Source organism: Cohnella luojiensis (genome assembly GCF_004564235.1).
GTDB lineage: Bacteria > Bacillota > Bacilli > Paenibacillales > Paenibacillaceae > Cohnella > Cohnella luojiensis.
This window is the reverse complement of record NZ_SOMN01000008.1, coordinates 1-20,413: the sequence shown is the minus strand read 5'-3', so window position 1 is coordinate 20,413 and position 20,413 is coordinate 1. Positions and strand designations below refer to the sequence as shown.

Annotated in this window: 18 protein-coding genes and 1 tRNA gene; 18 read left to right on the top strand and 1 reads right to left on the bottom strand. The window is 51.0% G+C overall.

Annotated elements, in window-relative coordinates; all coding sequences use genetic code 11:
* The first annotated feature begins 85 nt into the window (after nucleotides 1-85).
* From E2980_RS08455 to E2980_RS08380, 16 genes are all read left to right on the top strand, one after another.
* Nucleotides 86-1,084 (top strand): ABC transporter permease, encoded by a 999-nt coding sequence (locus E2980_RS08455; protein WP_135151749.1) that lies wholly within the window; start codon nucleotides 86-88, stop codon nucleotides 1,082-1,084.
* Nucleotides 1,085-1,086: 2 nt separating this feature from the next.
* Nucleotides 1,087-2,232, top strand: coding sequence for an ABC transporter permease (locus E2980_RS08450; protein ID WP_135151748.1), 1,146 nt, complete (start codon nucleotides 1,087-1,089; stop codon nucleotides 2,230-2,232).
* Between the two features lie 33 nt (nucleotides 2,233-2,265).
* Nucleotides 2,266-3,309 carry an ABC transporter ATP-binding protein gene (locus E2980_RS08445; RefSeq protein WP_135151747.1) on the top strand — a complete coding sequence of 348 codons (1,044 nt, stop codon included), beginning with the start codon at nucleotides 2,266-2,268 and terminating at the stop codon, nucleotides 3,307-3,309.
* A complete protein-coding gene (locus E2980_RS08440) occupies nucleotides 3,306-4,337 on the top strand; it encodes an ABC transporter ATP-binding protein (protein WP_135151746.1) in 1,032 nt (343 codons plus the stop codon). The genes E2980_RS08445 and E2980_RS08440 overlap by 4 nt, the downstream gene beginning before the upstream one ends.
* Nucleotides 4,315-4,881, top strand: coding sequence for an HAD family hydrolase (locus E2980_RS08435; RefSeq protein WP_135151745.1), 567 nt, complete (start codon nucleotides 4,315-4,317; stop codon nucleotides 4,879-4,881). The genes E2980_RS08440 and E2980_RS08435 overlap by 23 nt, the downstream gene beginning before the upstream one ends.
* Before the next feature lie 17 nt (nucleotides 4,882-4,898).
* A complete protein-coding gene (locus E2980_RS08430) occupies nucleotides 4,899-5,939 on the top strand; it encodes a LacI family DNA-binding transcriptional regulator (RefSeq protein ID WP_135151744.1) in 1,041 nt (346 codons plus the stop codon).
* A 272-nt stretch (nucleotides 5,940-6,211) separates the two neighbouring features.
* Nucleotides 6,212-6,562: an ArsR/SmtB family transcription factor gene (locus tag E2980_RS08425; protein WP_135151743.1), complete on the top strand. Its 351-nt coding sequence runs from the start codon at nucleotides 6,212-6,214 to the stop codon at nucleotides 6,560-6,562.
* A 231-nt stretch (nucleotides 6,563-6,793) separates the two neighbouring features.
* Entirely contained in the window at nucleotides 6,794-8,179 is a 1,386-nt protein-coding gene (locus E2980_RS08420) for an NAD(P)-binding domain-containing protein (protein ID WP_135151742.1), read from the top strand.
* Nucleotides 8,119-9,411, top strand: a complete 1,293-nt coding sequence (locus tag E2980_RS08415; protein WP_135151741.1) for an MFS transporter — start codon at nucleotides 8,119-8,121, stop codon at nucleotides 9,409-9,411. Before E2980_RS08420 ends, E2980_RS08415 begins: the two co-directional genes overlap by 61 nt.
* Nucleotides 9,412-9,629: 218 nt before the next feature.
* Nucleotides 9,630-11,933: a GGDEF domain-containing protein gene (locus tag E2980_RS08410; RefSeq protein ID WP_135151740.1), complete on the top strand. Its 2,304-nt coding sequence runs from the start codon at nucleotides 9,630-9,632 to the stop codon at nucleotides 11,931-11,933.
* A gap of 80 nt (nucleotides 11,934-12,013) precedes the next feature.
* A complete protein-coding gene (locus tag E2980_RS08405; protein ID WP_167747034.1) occupies nucleotides 12,014-13,249 on the top strand; it encodes an EAL domain-containing protein in 1,236 nt (411 codons plus the stop codon).
* Nucleotides 13,250-13,367: 118 nt separating this feature from the next.
* Nucleotides 13,368-16,028: a DNA polymerase I gene (polA, locus tag E2980_RS08400; RefSeq protein ID WP_135151852.1), complete on the top strand. Its 2,661-nt coding sequence runs from the start codon at nucleotides 13,368-13,370 to the stop codon at nucleotides 16,026-16,028.
* Nucleotides 16,029-16,053: 25 nt separating this feature from the next.
* Nucleotides 16,054-16,968 carry a DNA-formamidopyrimidine glycosylase gene (gene mutM / locus E2980_RS08395; RefSeq protein WP_135151738.1) on the top strand — a complete coding sequence of 305 codons (915 nt, stop codon included), beginning with the start codon at nucleotides 16,054-16,056 and terminating at the stop codon, nucleotides 16,966-16,968.
* A gap of 124 nt (nucleotides 16,969-17,092) precedes the next feature.
* Nucleotides 17,093-17,788 carry a sporulation membrane protein YtaF gene (gene ytaF / locus E2980_RS08390; RefSeq protein WP_135151851.1) on the top strand — a complete coding sequence of 232 codons (696 nt, stop codon included), beginning with the start codon at nucleotides 17,093-17,095 and terminating at the stop codon, nucleotides 17,786-17,788.
* Nucleotides 17,789-17,800: 12 nt separating this feature from the next.
* Nucleotides 17,801-18,397 (top strand): dephospho-CoA kinase, encoded by a 597-nt coding sequence (coaE, locus tag E2980_RS08385; RefSeq protein ID WP_135151737.1) that lies wholly within the window; start codon nucleotides 17,801-17,803, stop codon nucleotides 18,395-18,397.
* Nucleotides 18,394-18,972, top strand: coding sequence for a lytic transglycosylase domain-containing protein (locus E2980_RS08380; RefSeq protein WP_135151736.1), 579 nt, complete (start codon nucleotides 18,394-18,396; stop codon nucleotides 18,970-18,972). The genes coaE and E2980_RS08380 overlap by 4 nt, the downstream gene beginning before the upstream one ends.
* 77 nt (nucleotides 18,973-19,049) lie before the next feature.
* On the opposite strand, the gene E2980_RS08375 is transcribed toward E2980_RS08380, so the two are convergent.
* Nucleotides 19,050-19,265: an alpha/beta-type small acid-soluble spore protein gene (locus E2980_RS08375; RefSeq protein ID WP_135151735.1), complete on the bottom strand. Its 216-nt coding sequence runs from the start codon at nucleotides 19,263-19,265 to the stop codon at nucleotides 19,050-19,052.
* Between the two features lie 111 nt (nucleotides 19,266-19,376).
* On the opposite strand from E2980_RS08375, the gene nrdR reads away from it, so the two are divergent.
* Together nrdR and E2980_RS08365 are read left to right on the top strand one after the other, a co-directional pair.
* Nucleotides 19,377-19,838, top strand: a complete 462-nt coding sequence (nrdR, locus tag E2980_RS08370) for a transcriptional regulator NrdR (protein WP_135151734.1) — start codon at nucleotides 19,377-19,379, stop codon at nucleotides 19,836-19,838.
* A 75-nt stretch (nucleotides 19,839-19,913) separates the two neighbouring features.
* Nucleotides 19,914-19,989: transfer RNA gene (locus tag E2980_RS08365), tRNA-Ala, on the top strand.
* Nucleotides 19,990-20,413: the final 424 nt, after the last annotated feature.

Below are 20,413 nucleotides of genomic sequence, written 5' to 3'. Positions count from 1 at the left end.
CGGTTGAGGCGACAGCGGGAATGCTATTCCCCGCTGTCGCTTCCCGTATAAAAACGCCATTCGCGCGGGAGAGGATCGGAAAAAGATGCTTCGGTATACATTCAAACGAATCCTATTGGCCATTCCGGTCGTTTTCTTCATTTCGTTCATCGTTTTCTATATCATTCAGCTTCCTCCCGGGGATTACGTGTCTACGTACGCGGCTCAGATGGCAGCCTCCGGCGATAACATGACGGCTGCGGAAATGGATCAGATGAGAGAATACCTGGGCTTGAATGGCTCGGTGATCGAGCAATACGCCGTATGGATCAAAAAAATCGCGCTGCACGGGGATTTCGGGTTCTCGTTCAACTACAATAAACCGGTTACGGAAGTCATCAAGCAATACATGGGATTAACGCTCGTCGTTTCGCTGGTTACGATGGTCTTCCATTATGTCGTGGCGATTCCGATCGGGATCTATACGGCCGTCAAACAATATACGGCGGGAGACTATATCTTCTCCGGGATAAGCTTCATCGGGATGGCGACCCCTAATTTCCTGCTGGCGATCATTCTGATGTTTCTCTCTTACAAATGGTTCGGCGATCCGCTGCTCGGACTGTTCTCGAGCGAATACGTGAATGCCGCGTGGTCCATGGATAAAGTGATGGACATGCTGAAGCATATGATCATCCCGGTGATCGTTATCGGGGTCGCGGGCACTGCGGACCTCATTCGCGTCATGAGAGGGCAGATGCTCGACGAGATGAATAAGCCGAACGTGGTAACCGCACGGGCTAAGGGCTTGTCCACCATGAAAATCTTGTTCAAATATCCAACGCGCGCCGCCTTGAATCCGATCGTCAGTACTTTCGGTTGGTCGCTGTCTTCCATATTCACCGGTTCTACCATTACCGCGATCGTATTGAATCTGCCGATTCAAGGACCGGTAATGTATAACGCCTTGCTAGGACAAGACATGTATCTGGCCGGTACATGGCTGTTGTTCATGGCGTTGCTGACCGTTCTGGGGACATTGATCTCGGACATTCTGCTCGCATGGCTTGATCCAAAAATCCGCACAGAGTTCAGAGGTAGCTGACGATGAGTACACTTCCTTTATTCAGAAGACCAAAGACGGCAGCCATTAAGCCGGAAGCTAGCTTGGATGCCAACTACAGCTCGCAGTGGCGGCTCATTTACTTGCGATTCAAGAAGCACAAGCTGGCGAGGATCAGCATGGTCATACTGGGCGCGCTTTACGCGATCGCCTTGTTCGCGCAATTCCTAGCGCCCTACGGACTAGAGAGCTATGACAGCAAATACGTGAACGCGCCACCGATGATGCTTCGATTCGTGGACGCCGACGGCAAATTTCATATTCGGCCGTTCGTCTATGAACTCAAGTCGGGCCGCGATCCGGAGACCATGCGCAAAATATTCGAAACGAATACGGAAAAGCGTTATTCGCTGCAATTTTTCGCCAAGGGCGAGGAATATAAGTTCCTTGGACTCTTCCAGACGACAACGCGCCTGTTCGGCGTCGAACAGCCCGGAAGGCTGTTCATTCTGGGCACGGACGCAATGGGCAGGGATTTGTTTTCCCGGATCGTACTGGGCAGTCAAATTTCGCTTTCGATTCCTCTAGTCGGAGTCGGAATCAGCTTCGTGATCGGCCTGATTATCGGGAGCATATCCGGTTACTTCGGCGGATGGCTCGACTCTCTTATCCAACGAATTATCGAGATCATCCGTTCGTTCCCGACGCTGCCGCTCTGGATGGCTTTATCGGCGGCCATTCCGCCGCGTATTCCTATCGTCACTTTGTATTTCTATATCGTCCTCATTTTTGCGTTAATCGGCTGGACCGACTTGGCAAGGGTCGTCCGGGGCAAGTTTATCTCTCTCAAAAACGAGGACTACGTCGTGGCGGCGAAGATCGCCGGCGTCGGGGACGCGAAAATCATTATGAAGCATCTTCTGCCCGGTTTCATCAGCTACCTGGTCGTCGCGACCACGCTCGCCATTCCCGGAATGATTCTCGCCGAGACGGCGATGAGCTTCCTTGGTCTAGGTATTCGCTCGCCCGCTACGAGTTGGGGCGTGCTGCTTCAGGAGGCACAGCAAATCGAGAACATCGCCTTGTATCCCTGGAAGCTGTTTCCGCTGGGCATCGTCATTCTGACCGTGCTGACTTATAACTTCCTTGGCGACGGATTGCGGGATGCCGCCGACCCATACAAGAAGTAACCGACTTAATAATGAAGCGAGCGAGGGGATAGCATGACGACTCAGGCGATTCGAACCGAGCAGCCCCTTTTGTCCGTGAAGGATCTGAAAATCCGGATTCAAATGGATAACGGGGAAATGAAAGCAGTGGACGGAGTTGATTTCGAAATCAAAAAAGGGAAGACGTTAGGGCTAGTCGGCGAATCCGGCTGCGGCAAAAGCCTGACCAGCAGAGCTCTTCTTGGCATCAATCCCAAAGAATGCGAAACCTCGGGGGCGGTCCTGTACCGGTCCGCAACGGATCAACCGTCGGAGCAACTGAATTTATTGTCGCTGGACCCGAACGGCAAACAAATCCGTTCGATTCGCGGACGGAAAATCTCGATGATCTTCCAGGAGCCGATGACGGCGTTCTCGCCTATGTATACGATCGGCAATCAGATCATGGAAGCGATTCTCATCCATCGCACCAAGAACAAGAAGGAAGCGAAGCGGATCGCGCTCGATATGCTCGGCAAGGTAGGCATCTCGGACCAGGAGAAACGGTTCGATCAATATCCGCACGAGTTTTCCGGGGGCATGCGTCAGCGGGCGATGATTTCCATGGCGCTGTCCTGCAATCCCGAACTGCTCATCGCCGACGAGCCTACGACGGCGCTGGACGTTACGATTCAAGCGCAGGTGCTTGAGCTGATGCGCTCCCTTCAGGCGGACTTCGGAATGGCGATTCTGCTCGTCACTCACGATCTGGGCATCATCGCGCAAATGTGCGACGAGGTCGCGGTCATGTATTTAGGCAAGATCGTGGAACAGGCGCCGGTGAAAGAGCTGTTTTACAATCCGAAGCATCCTTATACGAAGGGTTTGCTTAGATCGATGCCGCGATTGGGCGGAAACAAGAGCAAACGGCTCGAATCGATCGAAGGATCGGTTCCGATGCCGATCAACATGCCTCCGATGTGCGGCTTCTATGATCGCTGCAAGGATCGAATCGAAGGCGTTTGCAACGTCCGAGACGTCCCCAAGACCCAAATTTCCGAGGATCATTCGGTTCGATGTTTTTTGTATTCTGATCCGCACGGAGGAGAGTCGCAATGACCAAACCTATTCTCGACGTCGTTCATTTGCACAAGGATTACCAAACGAAGTCCAAAACGGCGTTATTCGGCAAACCCAAGAACGTCCGGGTACTGAACGATATTTCTTTCGAGCTGTTCGAAGGCGAAACTTTGAGCATCGTCGGCGAGTCCGGCTGCGGCAAAACGACGCTGGGCCGGTGCATCGTGAAGGGAATAAGCGCGTCCTCAGGCGAAGTGATCTATCATACCGAAGAAGAGGAGCGGGTCGACTTCCTGAAGCTGAAGGGCAAGGAAGCGAAGAAGCTCAGAAGAGATATCCAAATGATTTTCCAAGACCCGTATTCTTCGTTAAGCCCGCGGATGAGCGTATACGATATTATTTCCGAGCCGCTCGTTGCCAATTTCAAGCTCAAGAAGTCGGAAATCGACGACAAAGTAGCGGACATCGCGGAGAAGACGGGGTTAAATACCAGCTATTTGAAGCGGTATCCACATGCTTTCTCAGGCGGCCAGAGACAGCGGATCGCCATCGCCCGCGCGCTTATCACGCAACCAAGGCTGATCGTCTGCGATGAAGCGGTGTCCGCTTTGGACGTATCGATTCAAGCGCAGATCATTAACTTGCTTAAAGACCTGCAGGAGCAGTTCCGGATCACGTATATTTTCATCTCGCACGATCTATCGATCGTTCAGAATATATCCGACCGGGTCGCCGTCATGCATTTGGGCAGAATCGTGGAGCTGGCGTCCACGGACGCACTGTTCGGCAGCCCAAAACATCCGTATACGGAAGCTCTAATGTCCGCCGTGCCGCAGCCCGATCCGGAACGGCAAAAGAGCAGGATTATTCTCGAGGGCGAGGTGCCGAACCCGGCCAACCCGCCAAGCGGCTGCCATTTCCATCCGCGCTGCGTTTATCGGACAGATAAGTGCGTCCAACAGGCGCCGGAGCTTCGCGAGATCGGCGATCGCCATTATGCGGCCTGTCATTATGCCGAAGAACTTAACTTAAGAGGTGTTCAAGATGAGTCAGCAAGCATCGGATGACCCGAAGCCTAGGAACTTAATCATTTTTCTGGATTGCGGAGATACGATCATCGACGAAGGGACCGAAGTCCGCGACGCGGAAGGTACGGTCATTAGCGGTAATGTCATTCCCGGAGCGGACGTCATGGTGAAGACGTTGGCGGAGCGCGGGTTTAGACTGGCGATCGTCGCCGACGGAACCGCTCAATCGTTCAAGAACCTGTTGACCCTGAACGGCCTTTACGACTGCTTCGAAACGTTGATCTATTCTGAGACGATCAAAGCCTCGAAGCCGAGCCCCCGCATGTTCAAGGCGGCGGTCGGCGCCATGGATCTGCGCGAGGAGGATTATTCCCGAATCATCATGGTCGGCAACAACCTGAGCCGGGATGTGAGAGGGGCCAATAAGCTCGGCATTACGAGCGTTTTTCTCGGTTGGACGCCCCGGTATCCGAAAACGCCGGCGGACGAAACGGAGATCCCGAGATATTCGATCGGCAGTCCGCTTGAGCTGATCGAGCTGGCCGAAATGCTGGATCGCGGGTTAACCGCGAATGCGTCTTGAGAGGAAGCTGTTAATGTATGGCCAAAATCGATGACGTAGCCCGTCAGGCAGGCGTCTCCAAAGGCACGGTATCCAACGTGTTCAGCCAGAAGCGACCCGCGAGCAAGCAAGCGACCGAAAGAGTCATGAAAGCCGCGAGAGAATTGAACTATGTGCCTAATCATATCGCGAGAAGTCTGGTAACGAAGAAAACGATGGCGATCGGTCTGACGATACCTCATGGCAAGTTTTTCTTCAGCGCGTTCCATAACCAGTTTATTAACGGAGTCGTTCTTGAAACCTCCAATTACGGATATCGGGTGCTGCTCGACATGATTCCCGCCCTGGAGGTCAAGACGCCTTCGTTAGCTAGTTATCCGATCGACGGAGCTATCGTGCTCGGCCCGGAGGAAGAGGATGAGCGGATCAACCTGCTTTACCAGAGCCGGATTCCTTTCGTTACGGTAGGTAAAATCATCAACTCGAACGTGGCCGACGCTCCCATGGTAAATAACGACAATAATCAAATCATTCGCGAAATTTGCCGCTACTTGATCGGCCTGGGCCATCGCGACTTCCTGTTTCTTAACGCGGGAGAGCGAAAGACCGTGTCTCTTGAAAGGACAGCGGCGTTCATGGAATCGTTAAGCGAGAATCGGATCGATCCTCAGCCGCACCTGATCCGCTACAAGCCGGAGATTCATTCCAGCGAATATATGCAGTACGGCTATGACGAATCCGTTCAAGCGTTGAACTCGCCGGAGCGGAAAGTGACGGCGATCATCGCAGATGACGATCGCACGGCATTTAGCGCGATGAACGCGATCAAAGATTTAGGCTTGAGAGTGCCCGACGATATTTCGATATTCGTCATCTGCGGCGATCTCTCGATGATGAATCAGGCGACGCCGGCGCTCACGGGCATGGATTTGCAGCCTTCGGAGCTCGGGGTACAAGCCGTGAAGCTGCTAATGCGCAAACTGAACGTTCTCGAGGGCGAACATACGGGCAATTGTATCGTAAGCAGCAGAATTATCGAGCGAAGCTCTTGCTCATCGATCGGAGGGCAAGCCGAATAGGAGGAGGTACACGCGACGAATATTAAAGCTTTGTTGGAATAGATCAATGATCAAAATAAAAGGAATGCCATAGGTATCGGCATTCCTTTTTATTAATTCGGGAACAGTTTCTTGAGGGCATCTTTCTGAACAGGTTTAATGTCGATAATAGGGAAAATCAAATTATTTTGATTAAGCATTGATTTATCCACATCGCAATGTTACGATTAACTCACGATAAATAAATCAATAAAAATTGATTAAATAAGGCGTAGATGGAGGGGGACTTAGCAATGATTAAAGAACTTCCGTTATATGTGAAGGACGTTAAGGCGGTTGACTTTTCAAGATACGAGTCCAAGTTTAAGGCACTTGCTGACCAAAAGCGGTTGCAAATCATGTATGAACTCACCCAAAGAGGCAGCGTGTGCGTATGCGATCTGACTGAAATCGTGGATATGCCCCAATCAAAGCTGTCTTATCATCTGAAGATCCTGCTGGATGCTGGATTAATCCTAAGAGAGACTAAAGGGACTTGGAGCTATTACGAATTGAACCCATCCGAAGTAAATAACTTGCTCTCTCCGGAGCTTTGCTGTATTTTCCGCAAAGATGAAGCAACAACCAACGGTGACTGTTGTTAAAACTAGAATAGCTTCAGAAGATCTCTGCTGATGCTGTTCTATTTTTATATATAATAAATCAAAAAAAATTGATTAAATAAGATTGGGGGAGACTAGATGGGCTTATTGAATCCGTTCGTTAGCGAAATTGCTGAAACTTGTTGCAGCTGTTGTTAAACGAATGCATGAAAGTGATTATTTTTTTCGGTATTACATCAAAAAAAATTGATTAATTTGACGGAGGTATTAGCTATGAGTGGATGCTGTTCGGTTTCGGGTAATCAGGTTGTTCAAACGAAAAGTGGATGCGGTTGTGGAGATAAGGAAAATTTACCCCCAGTAAATAATAGACGACTACCGGTTGCCATTATCGGTGGCGGACCGGTAGGGTTTGCTGCGGCGGCACACCTCGTTTCTAAAGGAGAATCCTTCGTTTTATTCGAGGCTGCAGGCGAAGTGGCCGGCAATATCAAACAATGGAGCCACGTTCGACTCTTTTCTCCTTGGCAGTACAATATCGATAAGGCAGCAAAGAAATTGCTCAAGGTACATGGATGGATGGAGCCAAACGAAAGCGAGCTTCCAACCGGCGGAGAATTGGTTGAACAATATTTAAATCCGCTTTCCGAGCTGCCGTTGATTAATCCGCATGTTCACTATAACGCGAAAGTAATTGCGGTAAGCCGCAAAGGCTTAAGCAAAGTAAAGACTGCCGGCCGAGAAACATTGCCTTTTGTCCTGCATGTCGTTAAAGACGACAAGAGAATCGTATTCGAAGCTAAGGCGGTTATTGATGCATCCGGAACTTGGTCAAGTCCAAATCCGGCAAATTCCGAAGGGATCTGGACGGATGATGAATTAGCTTTGAGCAAACAGATAACTTACGAAATCCCCGATGTGTTAGGGAAGCATAGAGAACGGTACAGCGGAAAAAACGTACTCGTAGTCGGCAGCGGACATTCCGCGATTAATGCGTTGCTCGATCTTGAGCGTCTTAAGAAACAGGTGCCGACGACGAACATTGTATGGGTAATACGCAAGTCTAATGTTAAAGACGTGTACGGCGGACAGGAGAACGACAGTCTGCGCGAACGCGGAGAATTGGGCATCCGTCTTCAGAAGCTCGTGGTTTCCGGTACAGTTCAGGTATTTACTTCTTTCTATATTCAGAACTTCAATAAAGAAGCTGAGCAAATTACGGTTACCGGCAGAAGTAATGAAGATACAATTCGGATTGAAGGCATCGACGAAGTGATCAGCAATACGGGATCCCGTCCTGACATGAGCTTTCTGAGGGAAGTCAGAACTGGAATGGACTCTGCTCTAGAAAGTGTGGATGCATTGGCGTCCCTTATTGATCCGAACATCCACAGTTGCGGCACAGTTAGGCCTCATGGGGAAAAGGAATTACGGCAACCCGAACATAATTTCTATATCGTAGGATCGAAAAGTTATGGCAGGGCGCCGACATTTCTCATGGCTACCGGATACGAGCAAGTTCGATCCATTGTCGCAGCACTAACCGGGGATTGGGAAGCGGCGGAGAAAGTTGAGTTGGAGTTGCCGGAAACGGGAGTATGCAGCGTCGGAACCGCACCAAGCGTCGGCACAAACGCAAATTCATCTTGCTGCGGTTAACCATGGGACAGAGTCACGTAAGGGACAGCCGACGTAAGCCGATAATTTTAATGGCGCTTATAACGGCTGTCTCGTTATTCGGAGATTCCATGCTCTATATCGCCTTGCCCATTCATTGGAAAGAAGCTGGTTTAAACTCATTGGTTGAGGTGGGAATTTTACTTTCTGTAAATCGATTTATTCGTTTGCCGTTAAATCCATTGATATCTTGGCTGTATACCAAAATGAGTATCCGGTTTGGTTTGATTATAGCCATTATCATTGTCGGGTCAACGACTGTACTCTATGGTTGGGCGCAAGGATTCGTCTTTTGGCTTATCTTACGATGTATTTGGGGGCTGGCTTGGTCAATCATTCGTTTAGGCGCTTATCTCATGATTATTGAATCGTCCACGAATGAGAATCGCGGGCATTTCATGGGGACTTTTACTGGGCTTTCCAAGATCGGCACTCTGGTCGGAATGCTCACGGGAGGATTCTTTGTCGAATGGTTCGGTATTCGGGATGTAACTTTTGTCTTCGGTGTCTTGGCCTTTATGGTGCTGCCGGTCGTTTTTCAAATCCCAAACTCCAGAAATCGAACCGGTTCGGAGAGATCAAAAGTAACCCGTTCTTTTTTGATAAAACAGCCAATGCTGACGTGGATATTACTGACAGTGTTTCTTGTGATGCTATGCTTGGACGGTATGATCACGGCAACTTTAAGCCACTTGATCGATGTCCGGCAATCGAATTTGAGCCTCTACGGGGCTATTATAGGCGCAGCTGCGATGGCCGGTATTCTACAAGCGTCTCGATTAGCTATCGGCGTGTTTCTGTCCCCGTGGGTTGGTAAAAAATCCGATGGAAAATGGGGACGCAGACCTGTCCTGATAATAGCGCTGCTGCTTGCTTCCGTTTTCGTGTCGATCGTTCAATTCGATCTTCCTCTTGCTGTCTGGCTCTTTAATTTGTTAGCTATACTGCTTACGTCCTCGATCTTGTTTGTGGTGATGGATGCTTTCACTTCGGACATCGTAGCGGATAAAGCGAAAGCAGCGACGATAACATTGTATTTGATTGTTTCCGATATCGGGGCAGCTTTCGGACCCGTTCTTGGCTACTTATCAGAACGTTCGTTAGGCTTATCGACAACGTACTGGATCTCAGCTGCCGTATTGTTTCTCCTTAGTGTTGGATGGGCGTTCTCAGCTAAAATGAAATCGACAAACTTAGTACCCTTAGCCCAGTAATTCTAAGACCGGAAATAGACCGTATATCTCGTACGAGGAGACTGTTCCTAATCGGAATCGCTCCTCTATTTTGTGCGCAGGAAGGAAGTAAAGACGCTATTTTACACAGAGTTAATATTACGTAGGAATTAAGTAGATAAGTCTATGTTACGGTAAAGCGAAAGAACAATCCTACTCTTGGATTGTATTCCGGAATCGTCGGTCGGGGGATAACGAGAATGAGTTTGACTAACGGATGGTTAGATCCGAATCTTGTGACTCAATGGATTGGCAATGAAGGTGCCCGAAGCAGCTTGGGGATGTTCATCGTACGTTGGGACGGCAATCAGACGCAGGCTCATAAGGAAACCGCAAGCATTCCCCTTCGTATTAAGAGATCGTTAAAGGCTGTCGCTATGCGGTTCGCCAAGCTGTCGGACGCCGTGCATGGATGGACGTTATCCTCTTCTAGTCTCATCTTAATGGTATCCGTCGCGGAAAATGAAGCTGAAAGCAACAATGAAGATGAGATTGCCGCAGGGAGAATGACTTTCCTGCTCAGGGATTTGTCCATTCGGGCTTTTACCGATTTCCGGGGGTCGCCAAGCTTGGAATCCGGGAGCAGCATACGGTATGGGTTCGGTTGGATATTGAAAAGCACCGCCATGGCTATTCAATCCGATTCTGATTCGCGACTCGCCTTAGAGAATGCTTTATTATCGGCCTATGAAACCGCATGGCATCGAATGTTCTTCTCCGGCAGTCCGATCATCCGGTTTCCTTTGCCCGAGTATCCGGTTATTCCGAGCGATTTCGATTTCAAAGTGAAATACAAACCAATCGTGTCGCTCTTGGATGGATCTCTCTACGGATTCGAAGCTATTCCGGTCAAAGCCCATAGCGGTGCCGCAATCAATGTAACTGACTTCTATCGCAATGCGGATCAAGCGGGCCAATTGTTCGAGGCGGATCGGCGCTTTCGCGAAGCCGCCATTCGCGGGTTTCCCTCCCGCAACGGAGACGTAAAGCTCTTTCTTCCCGTTCCGGCGAAAATAATATACGATCCGAGACTGTACCCGGGAAGCACTTTACGCCGGATTGAAGCCGCTAACCTAAGGGCCGAGCATGTGGTGCTGGTCTTGATCGGAGGCGAAGAAGAGCAGGCCGCGACGATCAAGGCAGCCCTTAGCCATTATCGAAATCAAGGATTCCGGATCGCGTTATCGGGTATTATACCTAGCTTTACCTCCCTGCGCAGGATGGTTGAACTGCATCCCGACTATGCTCAGATGAACGTAGATTGGGTCAGCGGCAAGGGGATGAATCCGGTCGAGGAAAGCTTCCTGCAGGGGCTGACCTCCCTTACGCGCAAGGAACAGATCGTCTTGATCTCCAATGGTCTAGATCGCGAAGAATTGCTTCCCGCTCTCGTTGCAAGCGGGATGAATTATGCCCAAGGGGAATGGTTCGAACAAGGTCTTAACGAAGCCAAGGCTTTGGCCCCTCATATCTCGGCAAGTATTCGCGCAGAGATCAACAAACGGTACCAAGGAGCGACCGGAACTTTATCCGAATTAGTCGTTCCGGTGAAGCTTTTCAGCCGCGAAACGTCCGTCTCCGAAATATCACGGCATTTCGAGCTGCATCGGGAAAGCCAGGGGATCGTCATCGCCGATAACGAAAGACCGATCGGCTTATTAATGAAGGAGAAGCTCCACCAGATGTTATCCGGCCAATTCGGCTTGCCGCTCTATTGGAATCGTGCCGTCGGCAAGATCATGGATACCCATCCGATGATCGTTGATGAGTCCACTTCGGTTGAACAGGCATCGCATATGGCGATGGCGCGCGAACCGGACAAGCTCTACGATGCGGTAATCGTAACTCGCGAAGGGCTTGTGACCGGTATTACCTCCATCCGCTCCATCCTGGAATGGGTGACTTTGACTCGGATGAACGATGCACAGTGGGCGAATCCCTTATCCGGATTGCCGGGAAACGAGCCCATACGCCGCGAACTGATCCGCAGGTTAGCGGAAGGACGCCCGTTCGCTGTTTTGTACGCGGATTTGGATCATTTTAAATGGTACAACGATCAGTATGGCTTTCATAAGGGAGACGACGTTATCCGGTTTACCGGAGAGACATTGCTTGCAACCATGAGAGCGCAGTTGAAATGCGATTGCTTCGTCGGGCATATCGGCGGGGATGACTTCATCGTTCTTTCGTCGGGCACGGATCCGGTGGAGTTAGCCAGGGACGTTATTAGAAGGTTCGAGCAAGGGATAGAGGCTTATGCCGGGAAATCCGCAGGACCGGTTCTCGACCGGTCGGGGCATCCTCTGGAAGCGACCGGACTGTCGCTATCCTTGTCCTTGCTGCAATGCCATTCGACCGAGGGCTGGACCCCTGAGCACCTCTCAGAAAAAGCAGCTCTTCTAAAGAAGAAAGCGAAACAGGTGAGCGGAAACTCGCTTGTGTGGGAAACCATTTCGGAAAATGTCGAATTAAGTCCGGAGGCTGCGGATTTAACCGCTCATTAACAAAATAACGGCATTGCGTTTACATAATTTTGGTACATTTAAGGTCATCGAAGAATCTTTGGAAGATGGTGTTCAATCGAATGACGACGTCTTGGTTTGGCATGGAGCGAGTGCTCGAGAGTATCGAGCATCATAAATATATCGGCTTAATCGGGATCGACCTATCGGAGTGGAAGAACGGATTGTCGACGGGATTTCGCGAGGAAGGTTTTAATTGGGTAAATTGGTTAGCCCTCTCCATGGGTCGCGGAGACATTTGGTTCGGCGATGTGGTTTCTAGCCATCTATGGCTGTATGCCGCAATACCGAATTCCCTAAGAGAAGAGGAAAGCGAAGCCTATTTACGCGGTTTAGCCAGGCGCGTGCGCGAAGCCATAGTCGCCGAGACCGGGAGCGTCTACAAAGAAGCTTCCCAATCTCCGCGCCTTCGGGAAAGAGGAATCGGGTACGCCCGGTTGCAAGCATGGCAGTCCGGAACGGAGTCGGTTAAAGACATCGTCTATGAAGGCGTGCTGAAGGCGACCGGCCAGATCCGGGAGTCATTGGACGACCAAGACGAATGGGAATTGCGGTACGAGCTTGACCGGCTGCTATCGGAGAGCAGCATTAAGAGCGTCTACCAACCGATCATGCGGCTCGGGGACGGCAGGGTGTTCGGCTATGAAGCGCTCACGAGATGTCCGGAGGGAAGCTTGTTCGACGGTCCGCTTTCCTTGTTCCAATTCGCCGAAAGGCACAACATGGCTTTCGCATTGGATCGTTTGGCTAGGGAAAAGGCGATACGCCATTGCCCGACTCTATCGTCGATACAGAAAATCTTCATCAACGTGACGATGGGCATTATTAACGACCCGCATTTCGTATCCGGTCAAACCTTGCGTTGGCTGAACGAGCGGGGCTTGTACCCGGGGCAAGTCGTATTCGAGTTAACGGAGCGAAGCTCGATCGACGACTTCGACGCGGCCAAGAAAATATTAGCCCATTACCGAAGCCAAGGTTATGAGATTGCCATTGACGACGCCGGTGCTGGATATTCCTCTTTGCAGTCCATCGTCGAACTAAGCCCTGACTACATTAAGGTTGACCGCTCTCTAGTCCGAATGGCCGACAAGGACGAGATGAAGAAGCACATGCTGCGCACCTTCGTCAGATTCGCCAAGAAGATGAACATCCGCACCGTAGCGGAAGGAATAGAGAGGCCGGAGGAGCTCCGTCTTCTCCGCGCGATGGGCTTCGATTACGCGCAAGGTTACTTAATCGGGAGACCAAGCGAATATCCAGCGGCAGCCATTATCGGAGCCATCCCCAAGGTATAAAGGGGAGGCTCCGTTTTCTATTGGAAAGAAGCGACGGGGTGCGACACCAGAGGCAGTATGTTATGATTATTCTATGAATAAAGTCGGGTGAGGTGGACGTACGGTCATGAGCAATGAAATGGACAAGCTGGTATTAATCGATGGCAATAGCATTATTTTTCGGGCTTTTTATGCGATACCTCCTTTGACGAGCAGCAGCGGATTGCATACGAATGCCGTGCTCGGATTTACGACGATGTTGCTTAGGGTGCTGGAGGAAGAGAAACCTACCCATATTCTCGTCGCGTTCGATGCGGGCAAAGTGACCTTTCGTCATGAAGGATACGCCGAGTACAAAGGCGGCCGCCAGAAAACGCCGCCGGAGCTGTCGGAACAATTCCCGTTGCTCAAGGAGCTTCTTAAAGCTTTCTCGATTCCGCAATTCGAATTACCGGGTTACGAGGCGGATGATATTATCGGAACGATGGCAAGGCTCGCGGAAGAGCAAGGCAAATCCGCCATCGTCGTATCCGGGGATAAAGATATGCTGCAATTGGCAACGGACCGGGTTAGCGTTCTGATTACCCGTAAAGGGGTTAGCGAGGTAGAGCGTTATACTCCCGAAGCGATCGGAGAGAAGTATGGCATTACCCCTGCCCAGATCATCGACTTGAAGGGCCTCATGGGAGACGCAAGCGATAATATCCCCGGCGTTCCCGGAGTCGGCGAGAAGACGGCGTTAAAGCTGTTGCAAGAATTCGGCACGGTTGAGAACGTACTGGAGAAGATCGAAGAGATTAAAGGCAAGTTGCGCGAAAATATAGAATCCCATTCGGACGATGCCCGGATGAGCAAGAAGCTTGCGACGATCTTCCGCGAGGTGCCGCTGGATTATTCCCTGGATGACGTCGCTTGGAAAGGATACGATACGTCAGCGCTAGGAACGGCTATGCGCAAGCTGGAGTTCAAGACTCTCGCGGAGCGTTTGAACTTAGGCGCGGTCGACGAAGCGACCAAAGCGGAAAGCGCGGAGACGGCGACCCATTACGAGGTCGTCAGAGTCGAAACGTCGGGATGGGCAGGTTTGAACGATGCGCTTGCGAACGCCGAGGCGGTATTGGTCGAATCGTTCGGAGACAACCCGCACCATGCGCAAGGCGTCGGTATTGCCATCGTAAACGGCGACAAGTGTCATGTCGTCGATTACAATCTATTGTCATCGCCGGAAGCTTCCGCTCTTCGCGATTGGCTCGAAAGCCTGGAAACGCCTAAGGTAAGCTACGACCTGCATCGCGTAGAGCTCGTATTGGCCCGTTCCGGAATCGCCTTGAAGGGGCAAGCTTTCGACGTGCAATTAGCGGCTTATTTGCTAGACCCGACGGAAGCGGACCCCTCCCTGAACGGATTGCTGCAACGCCATGGACTGGCTCCGATTCTCTCCGACGAAGCTGTGTACGGCAAAGGCGCCAAGTTCCGTGTGCCGGCAGGCGAGGAGCTAGCGAAACATGTCGCCGCGAAAGCCGATGCCGTGCGCAGATTAAAGCCCCTGCTCGCGGAGCAGCTTGAGAAGCTGGGGATGAACCGGCTATATTATGAGCTGGAGCAACCTCTATCCGGAGTGCTGGCGGGCATGGAGAAGCAAGGAATCACGGTGAACGGGGATGCGCTCAAGGATCTCGGGACCGAATTCCAGCGGCGCATCGAGGAAATAACGAAAGGAATCTACGAATCGGCGGGGTTCGAGTTCAACATCGGTTCGCCTAGGCAATTGGGCGAGGTGTTATTCGATCGGCTCGGGCTTCCCGTTTACAAGAAAACCAAGACGGGTTACTCCACGGATGCGGAAGTGCTTGAGAGACTTGAGCCGCATCACGAGATCGTACGTTTGATCTTGCATTATCGTCAGCTTACGAAGCTGCAATCAACCTACATCGAAGGATTGTTGAAGGAGATTCGCCCGGAAACGGGCAAGATTCATACGTTCTACAAGCAGACGATCGCGGCGACCGGAAGGCTGTCGAGTCAATTTCCCAACCTGCAGAATATTCCGATTCGCTTAGAGGAAGGACGCCAAATCCGCAAAGCCTTCGTTCCGTCGGAACCGGGCTGGACGATTCTGGCGGCCGACTATTCGCAGATCGAGCTTCGCGTGCTGGCGCATATTTCCGGCGACGAAGGACTTAAGGAAGCTTTCCTGAACGACATGGACATTCATACCAAAACGGCGATGGACGTGTTCGGCGTTCAAGCCGATCAAGTAGACAGCAACATGCGCCGCCAAGCGAAAGCGGTTAACTTCGGTATCGTTTACGGCATAAGCAGCTACGGTTTATCTCAGAACCTGGACATCTCGCGCGATCAAGCCGCCGCGTTCATCGAGCAATATTTCGAGGCATTCCCCGGGGTAAAACGTTATATGGTTTCTATCGTGGAGCAAGCGAAGCAAGACGGTTACGTGACGACGCTGCTGGAACGCCGGCGTTATTTGCCGGAAATCCGTCATTCCAACTTCAATCTTCGCTCTTTCGCCGAACGGACGGCGATGAATACTCCGATTCAGGGCACCGCGGCGGATATTATTAAGCTAGCCATGATGCGAATGAGCGAAGCGTTGATCGAACGCGGTTTACGCAGCCGCATGCTGCTGCAAGTACACGATGAATTGGTGTTCGAGGTGCCGTCGGAAGAGCTCGAGCTTATGAAAAAGCTCGTGCCGGAAGTCATGAGCAATGCGCTTCAGTTGGATGTTCCGCTATTGGCCGAGGTCAGCGACGGGAACAATTGGTACGAGGCGAAGTAAGGCATCCAGAGGAAGGAGGATCGGCATGCCGGAATTACCTGAGGTGGAAACCGTCCGCAGGACGTTAAATCAACTTATCACCGGGAAAAAGATCAGCCATGTCACGGTCAATCTCCCGCGCATCCTGCAGAAGCCGGACGATCCGCTGGCTTTTGCTGCAGAGCTCGAAGGAAGAACGTTTCAATCCGTCGAACGCCGCGGCAAATTTCTAAGATTGGTCATGGATGGGCTAGTTCTCGTCTCGCATCTTCGGATGGAAGGACGATACGGCTTGTATAACCAAGATGAGCCTACGGAAATCCATACGCACGTCATTTTTCATTTTACGGATGGAACGGAATTGCGCTACAAAGACGTCCGCCAGTTCGGAACGATGCATTTGTTTTTGCCGGGAGAAGAATTACAGGCCCCTCCGTTGAATAAACTGGGGTTGGAGCCTTTGGAGGACGGGTTTACGCTTGATTCGTTCAGGCGTGAGCTCGGCAAACGGTCGACGAAGATCAAGCCGTTGCTGCTCAATCAGGAGATCGTGGTCGGATTGGGTAATATCTACGTAGATGAAGCGCTGCATACGGCGGGCATTCATCCGGAGATGCCGGCGAACGAGCTGAAACGGAAGGAGCAAGAGCTTCTTCATCAAGCTATCGTTAAGACTTTGTCGGCTGCCGTGGAAGCCGGAGGCTCTTCCATTAAGTCTTATGTTAACGGTCAGGGCGAGATGGGGCTGTTTCAGCATAGCTTAAAAGCATACGGCAGAACCGGCGAGCCTTGCTTGAATTGCGGTACGCCCATCGAGAAATCGGTCGTCGGCGGACGGGGAACCCATGTCTGTCCGATATGCCAGAAGAGGCCGCGAAACGTCGGTCCATCACAAGTCGTTACTTCGTCGAAAAACCGAAATCATGCAGTCAAACGTCGGCTTGAGGGCGAGAGCAAGTAGGCATTCGCTCCTAAAAGTTTAGGCGGTCGGGGCATTCAGACCCCCCCGTGCATAGGATGAACAGATCCTGGCTTCCGTTAGCGGAGGCTCGGAAAAGCATCCATGCAGGGGGAAATTCGCTATGATGGCACCTGTCGCATCGCTTATTTTATTGTCTTTCGCTGTCAGTCTTGATGGTTTCGGAGTCGGCATTACTTATGGAGTAAGAAAAATAAAAATTCCCGTCTTTTCTATTCTCATTATCGCGGCGTGCTCGGGACTTATCATCCTGTTATCGATGATGCTTGGCGTTGCTTTAACGAGCTGGATGTCGCCTCATGGCGCTTCGATTCTGGGCGCGGTAATTCTAATCGGAATCGGATTGGCGGCACTTATCCAATTCGTCCGTGGCGGCGATCGCGAGGATAACGGCCAACGAACGAATAGCGGCGATAGCAATGGCGTGATTCTGGGTACGATAGTACCGATGTCTCCTGCGCCTGTCTTGAAGATGGAGCTTAAGTTATTTGGAATCATCATTCAAATTCTTCGCACGCCATCGGCTGCCGACATGGACCGATCCGGTACGATCAGCGCGGGGGAAGCTTTTTTCCTCGGTACGGCTCTTTCCTTGGATGCTTTCGGCGCGGGCATCGGAGCCGCATTGGTAGGATTTCCTCCTTTGCTAACGGCGATTCTCATCGCGGCGGCAAGCGGATTATTCCTCTGGTCCGGAACTCGCGTGGGCTTCTGGGCATCAGGCTGGCGGTGGGTAAGGCAGCTGTCCATGCTGCCCGGAATCATCCTTATCGCGATGGGCATATTTAAATTGTTTCTATAAGGAAGAGATCACATGAACATCGGTTTAACAGGCGGAATCGCCACCGGCAAAAGCACGGTCGCCGGATTGCTCACGGAACGCGGCGCGATATTGATTGATCTGGACGGAATAGCCCGGGAAGTCGTAGAACCCGGGCAGCCGTCTTTGCTTGCCGTCGCAGAGCGATTCGGACAAGCCGTTCTGCAGGCGGATGGCACGCTGGATCGCAAGAAATTGGGTGCCGTCGTCTTCGCGGATCCAGCCGAGCGCAAGGCGCTTGAAGAGATATTGCATCCGGCCATCCGGGCTGTCATGAAACAAAGAATGGACTATCATCAGGCTCATACTCCGAAGAAACTCGTCGTCGTTGACGTTCCTCTTTTATACGAATCGGGTTTGGAGTCCTATTTTGAACAGGTAATGGTCGTTTACGTCCCTCGGCAGGTTCAATTGCTGCGTTTGCTTGAAAGGGACAAGCTTAGCATGGAAGAGGCGCTTAAGCGCTTGGAAGCTCAGATGAATATCGAGGAAAAGAAGCAGCGCGCTGATATTCTGATCGATAATAGCGGTAGCCTCGAGCGGACGGAAGAGCAAATCGATCGCTACTGGCGGGAAAAGGGGTTGGGATGAAAAAACGGTTAAAGAGAAAGCGAATAGTCCTCCCCCTCATCCTCATTATACTAACCGGATTATTCGTGCAGTCGGAATGGCTCGGACGATGGATTTACCCGATTTCTTATAAGGAAGAAATCTTGATGAACGCGGAGAAATACGAACTAGACCCCCTGATCATCGCGGCCATCATCAGAGTCGAATCCAATTATAAGTTGGAAGCGGTATCGCCCAAAGGGGCCGTTGGCATCATGCAGATCATGCCGGAGACGGCGGATTGGATTTTGCGGCAAGAGGACTTTGGAAATCTAAAGGCCAAGGACGTTGGCAAGGAAGCGCATGCGGGAATCACTCTGGGCTCATGGTACGTGAAGGAGCTTCAACGCCAATTCGATGAGAACTTAGTCGTATCGTTAGCGGCTTACAATGCAGGCCCGGGAAAAGTACGGCAGTGGCTCGATGATGGGGTTTGGAACGGGAAAGAGCAAACTTTACGCGATATTCCTTACGGTGAGACTAGACATTACGTCCAACGTGTGATGTATTATTATAAGAAATACCAGAAGCTTTACGATTCGGATACTTTGACGTAGCTGAAGAAGAAGAAGCCCTGAAGCAAACCGCTTCAAAGCTTCCTCGGTATTAAGTGCCATCAGTTGTTGACGCTGATTTATTTACCAGCAAGTTGCTGTTCAGCAATTTGCACCAAAGTACGAGTGATGTTACCACCAATCGAACCGTTGTCTTTCGTAGTCATGTTACCTTGGTACCCATCTTGTGGGATGGCGATGCCAAGCTGTTGCGCTACCTCGTATTTCAGTTGGTTCAGTCCTGCAGTCGCTTGGGGAACGAGCAATTGATTGCTGTTGTTTCTTTGTCCGGCCATTTTTGTTCACCTCCTTGCGGTTGGTAACTGTATTATGTGCTTTAATTTTCTGTTCATGTAAGGTAAGGTATGGAAAAATAATAAAATTGCGAAGGAGTCGAAATCGACGCCATGAAATGCCCTTTTTGCGATTACAGCGGAACGAAGGTTTTGGATTCCCGTCCTGCCAATGACAACAAATCGATCCGCCGCCGTCGGGAGTGCGAGAAGTGCAGCCGTCGGTTCACTACGTTCGAGACCGTCGAGGAAACTCCGCTGATCGTCATCAAGAAGGACGGAAGCCGCGAGGAATTCAGCCGTGACAAGGTATTGCGGGGTTTGCTCAGAGCATGCGAGAAACGTCCCGTTTCCGTCGGACAGCTGGAAGTGATCGTTTCCGACGTGGAACGAGAACTTCGCAATACTGCGCACGCCGAGGTTGAGAGCCGTATTATCGGAGAGCTTCTGATGGAGCATATTTATTCCGTGGACGAGGTAGCTTACGTTCGTTTCGCGTCGGTATATAGACAGTTCAAGGACATCAACATGTTCCTGAAGGAGCTTAACACGCTCATGAGCAAACACGGGATTTAAGAGCGATGTCGTTTATAAATAAGCCGTTGACATCGCTCCTTAACCTGTGATAAACTCATTTTTGTCGCCAATTACGGGCCCTTAGCTCAGCTGGGAGAGCGCTTCGCTGGCAGCGAAGAGGTCAGCGGTTCGATCCCGCTAGGGTCCACCAAATTAAAAATTCGAGCAACCCGGCAGGGTTGCTTTTTTAATTGGTGGCCTGGCGAGATTGAACCAAACTGGGTCGTTCCGCACGGACGGAGCAATACTTCGGGGTCCCCGCAAAGTACTCGGAATAAGCTTCGATGACTGATCTTCACTTTGTGGGGTACAGCATGGAGTACGGCATTGAAATTTACCGCTAAGATCGTCATCGTTGAATGTTCTTCGACAGCAAGTTAATCGAAATTTCAATATCCCGCTAGGGTCCACCAAATTAAAACTTCGAAGGGGCTGTCCCAAAAGTATGAACTTTTGAGCAGCTTCTTTTTTTATCTTGGACCAGGTCGAACTTGGTGCAGGAATAGTTGCTGCTACTATTAAGAATTCGTTCTTATTTACGTAGGTCAAACTAAATTGGTGCTCGAAGTCAGCGC

Coding starts and splice junctions, on each gene's coding strand:
- E2980_RS08455 (WP_135151749.1), top strand. CDS start 86: ATGCTTCGGTATACATTCAAACGAATCCTATTGGCCATTCCGGTCGTT.
- E2980_RS08450 (WP_135151748.1), top strand. CDS start 1,087: ATGAGTACACTTCCTTTATTCAGAAGACCAAAGACGGCAGCCATTAAG.
- E2980_RS08445 (WP_135151747.1), top strand. CDS start 2,266: ATGACGACTCAGGCGATTCGAACCGAGCAGCCCCTTTTGTCCGTGAAG.
- E2980_RS08440 (WP_135151746.1), top strand. CDS start 3,306: ATGACCAAACCTATTCTCGACGTCGTTCATTTGCACAAGGATTACCAA.
- E2980_RS08435 (WP_135151745.1), top strand. CDS start 4,315: ATGAGTCAGCAAGCATCGGATGACCCGAAGCCTAGGAACTTAATCATT.
- E2980_RS08430 (WP_135151744.1), top strand. CDS start 4,899: ATGGCCAAAATCGATGACGTAGCCCGTCAGGCAGGCGTCTCCAAAGGC.
- E2980_RS08425 (WP_135151743.1), top strand. CDS start 6,212: ATGATTAAAGAACTTCCGTTATATGTGAAGGACGTTAAGGCGGTTGAC.
- E2980_RS08420 (WP_135151742.1), top strand. CDS start 6,794: ATGAGTGGATGCTGTTCGGTTTCGGGTAATCAGGTTGTTCAAACGAAA.
- E2980_RS08415 (WP_135151741.1), top strand. CDS start 8,119: ATGCAGCGTCGGAACCGCACCAAGCGTCGGCACAAACGCAAATTCATC.
- E2980_RS08410 (WP_135151740.1), top strand. CDS start 9,630: ATGAGTTTGACTAACGGATGGTTAGATCCGAATCTTGTGACTCAATGG.
- E2980_RS08405 (WP_167747034.1), top strand. CDS start 12,014: ATGACGACGTCTTGGTTTGGCATGGAGCGAGTGCTCGAGAGTATCGAG.
- polA (WP_135151852.1), top strand. CDS start 13,368: ATGGACAAGCTGGTATTAATCGATGGCAATAGCATTATTTTTCGGGCT.
- mutM (WP_135151738.1), top strand. CDS start 16,054: ATGCCGGAATTACCTGAGGTGGAAACCGTCCGCAGGACGTTAAATCAA.
- ytaF (WP_135151851.1), top strand. CDS start 17,093: ATGGCACCTGTCGCATCGCTTATTTTATTGTCTTTCGCTGTCAGTCTT.
- coaE (WP_135151737.1), top strand. CDS start 17,801: ATGAACATCGGTTTAACAGGCGGAATCGCCACCGGCAAAAGCACGGTC.
- E2980_RS08380 (WP_135151736.1), top strand. CDS start 18,394: ATGAAAAAACGGTTAAAGAGAAAGCGAATAGTCCTCCCCCTCATCCTC.
- E2980_RS08375 (WP_135151735.1), bottom strand. CDS start 19,265: ATGGCCGGACAAAGAAACAACAGCAATCAATTGCTCGTTCCCCAAGCG.
- nrdR (WP_135151734.1), top strand. CDS start 19,377: ATGAAATGCCCTTTTTGCGATTACAGCGGAACGAAGGTTTTGGATTCC.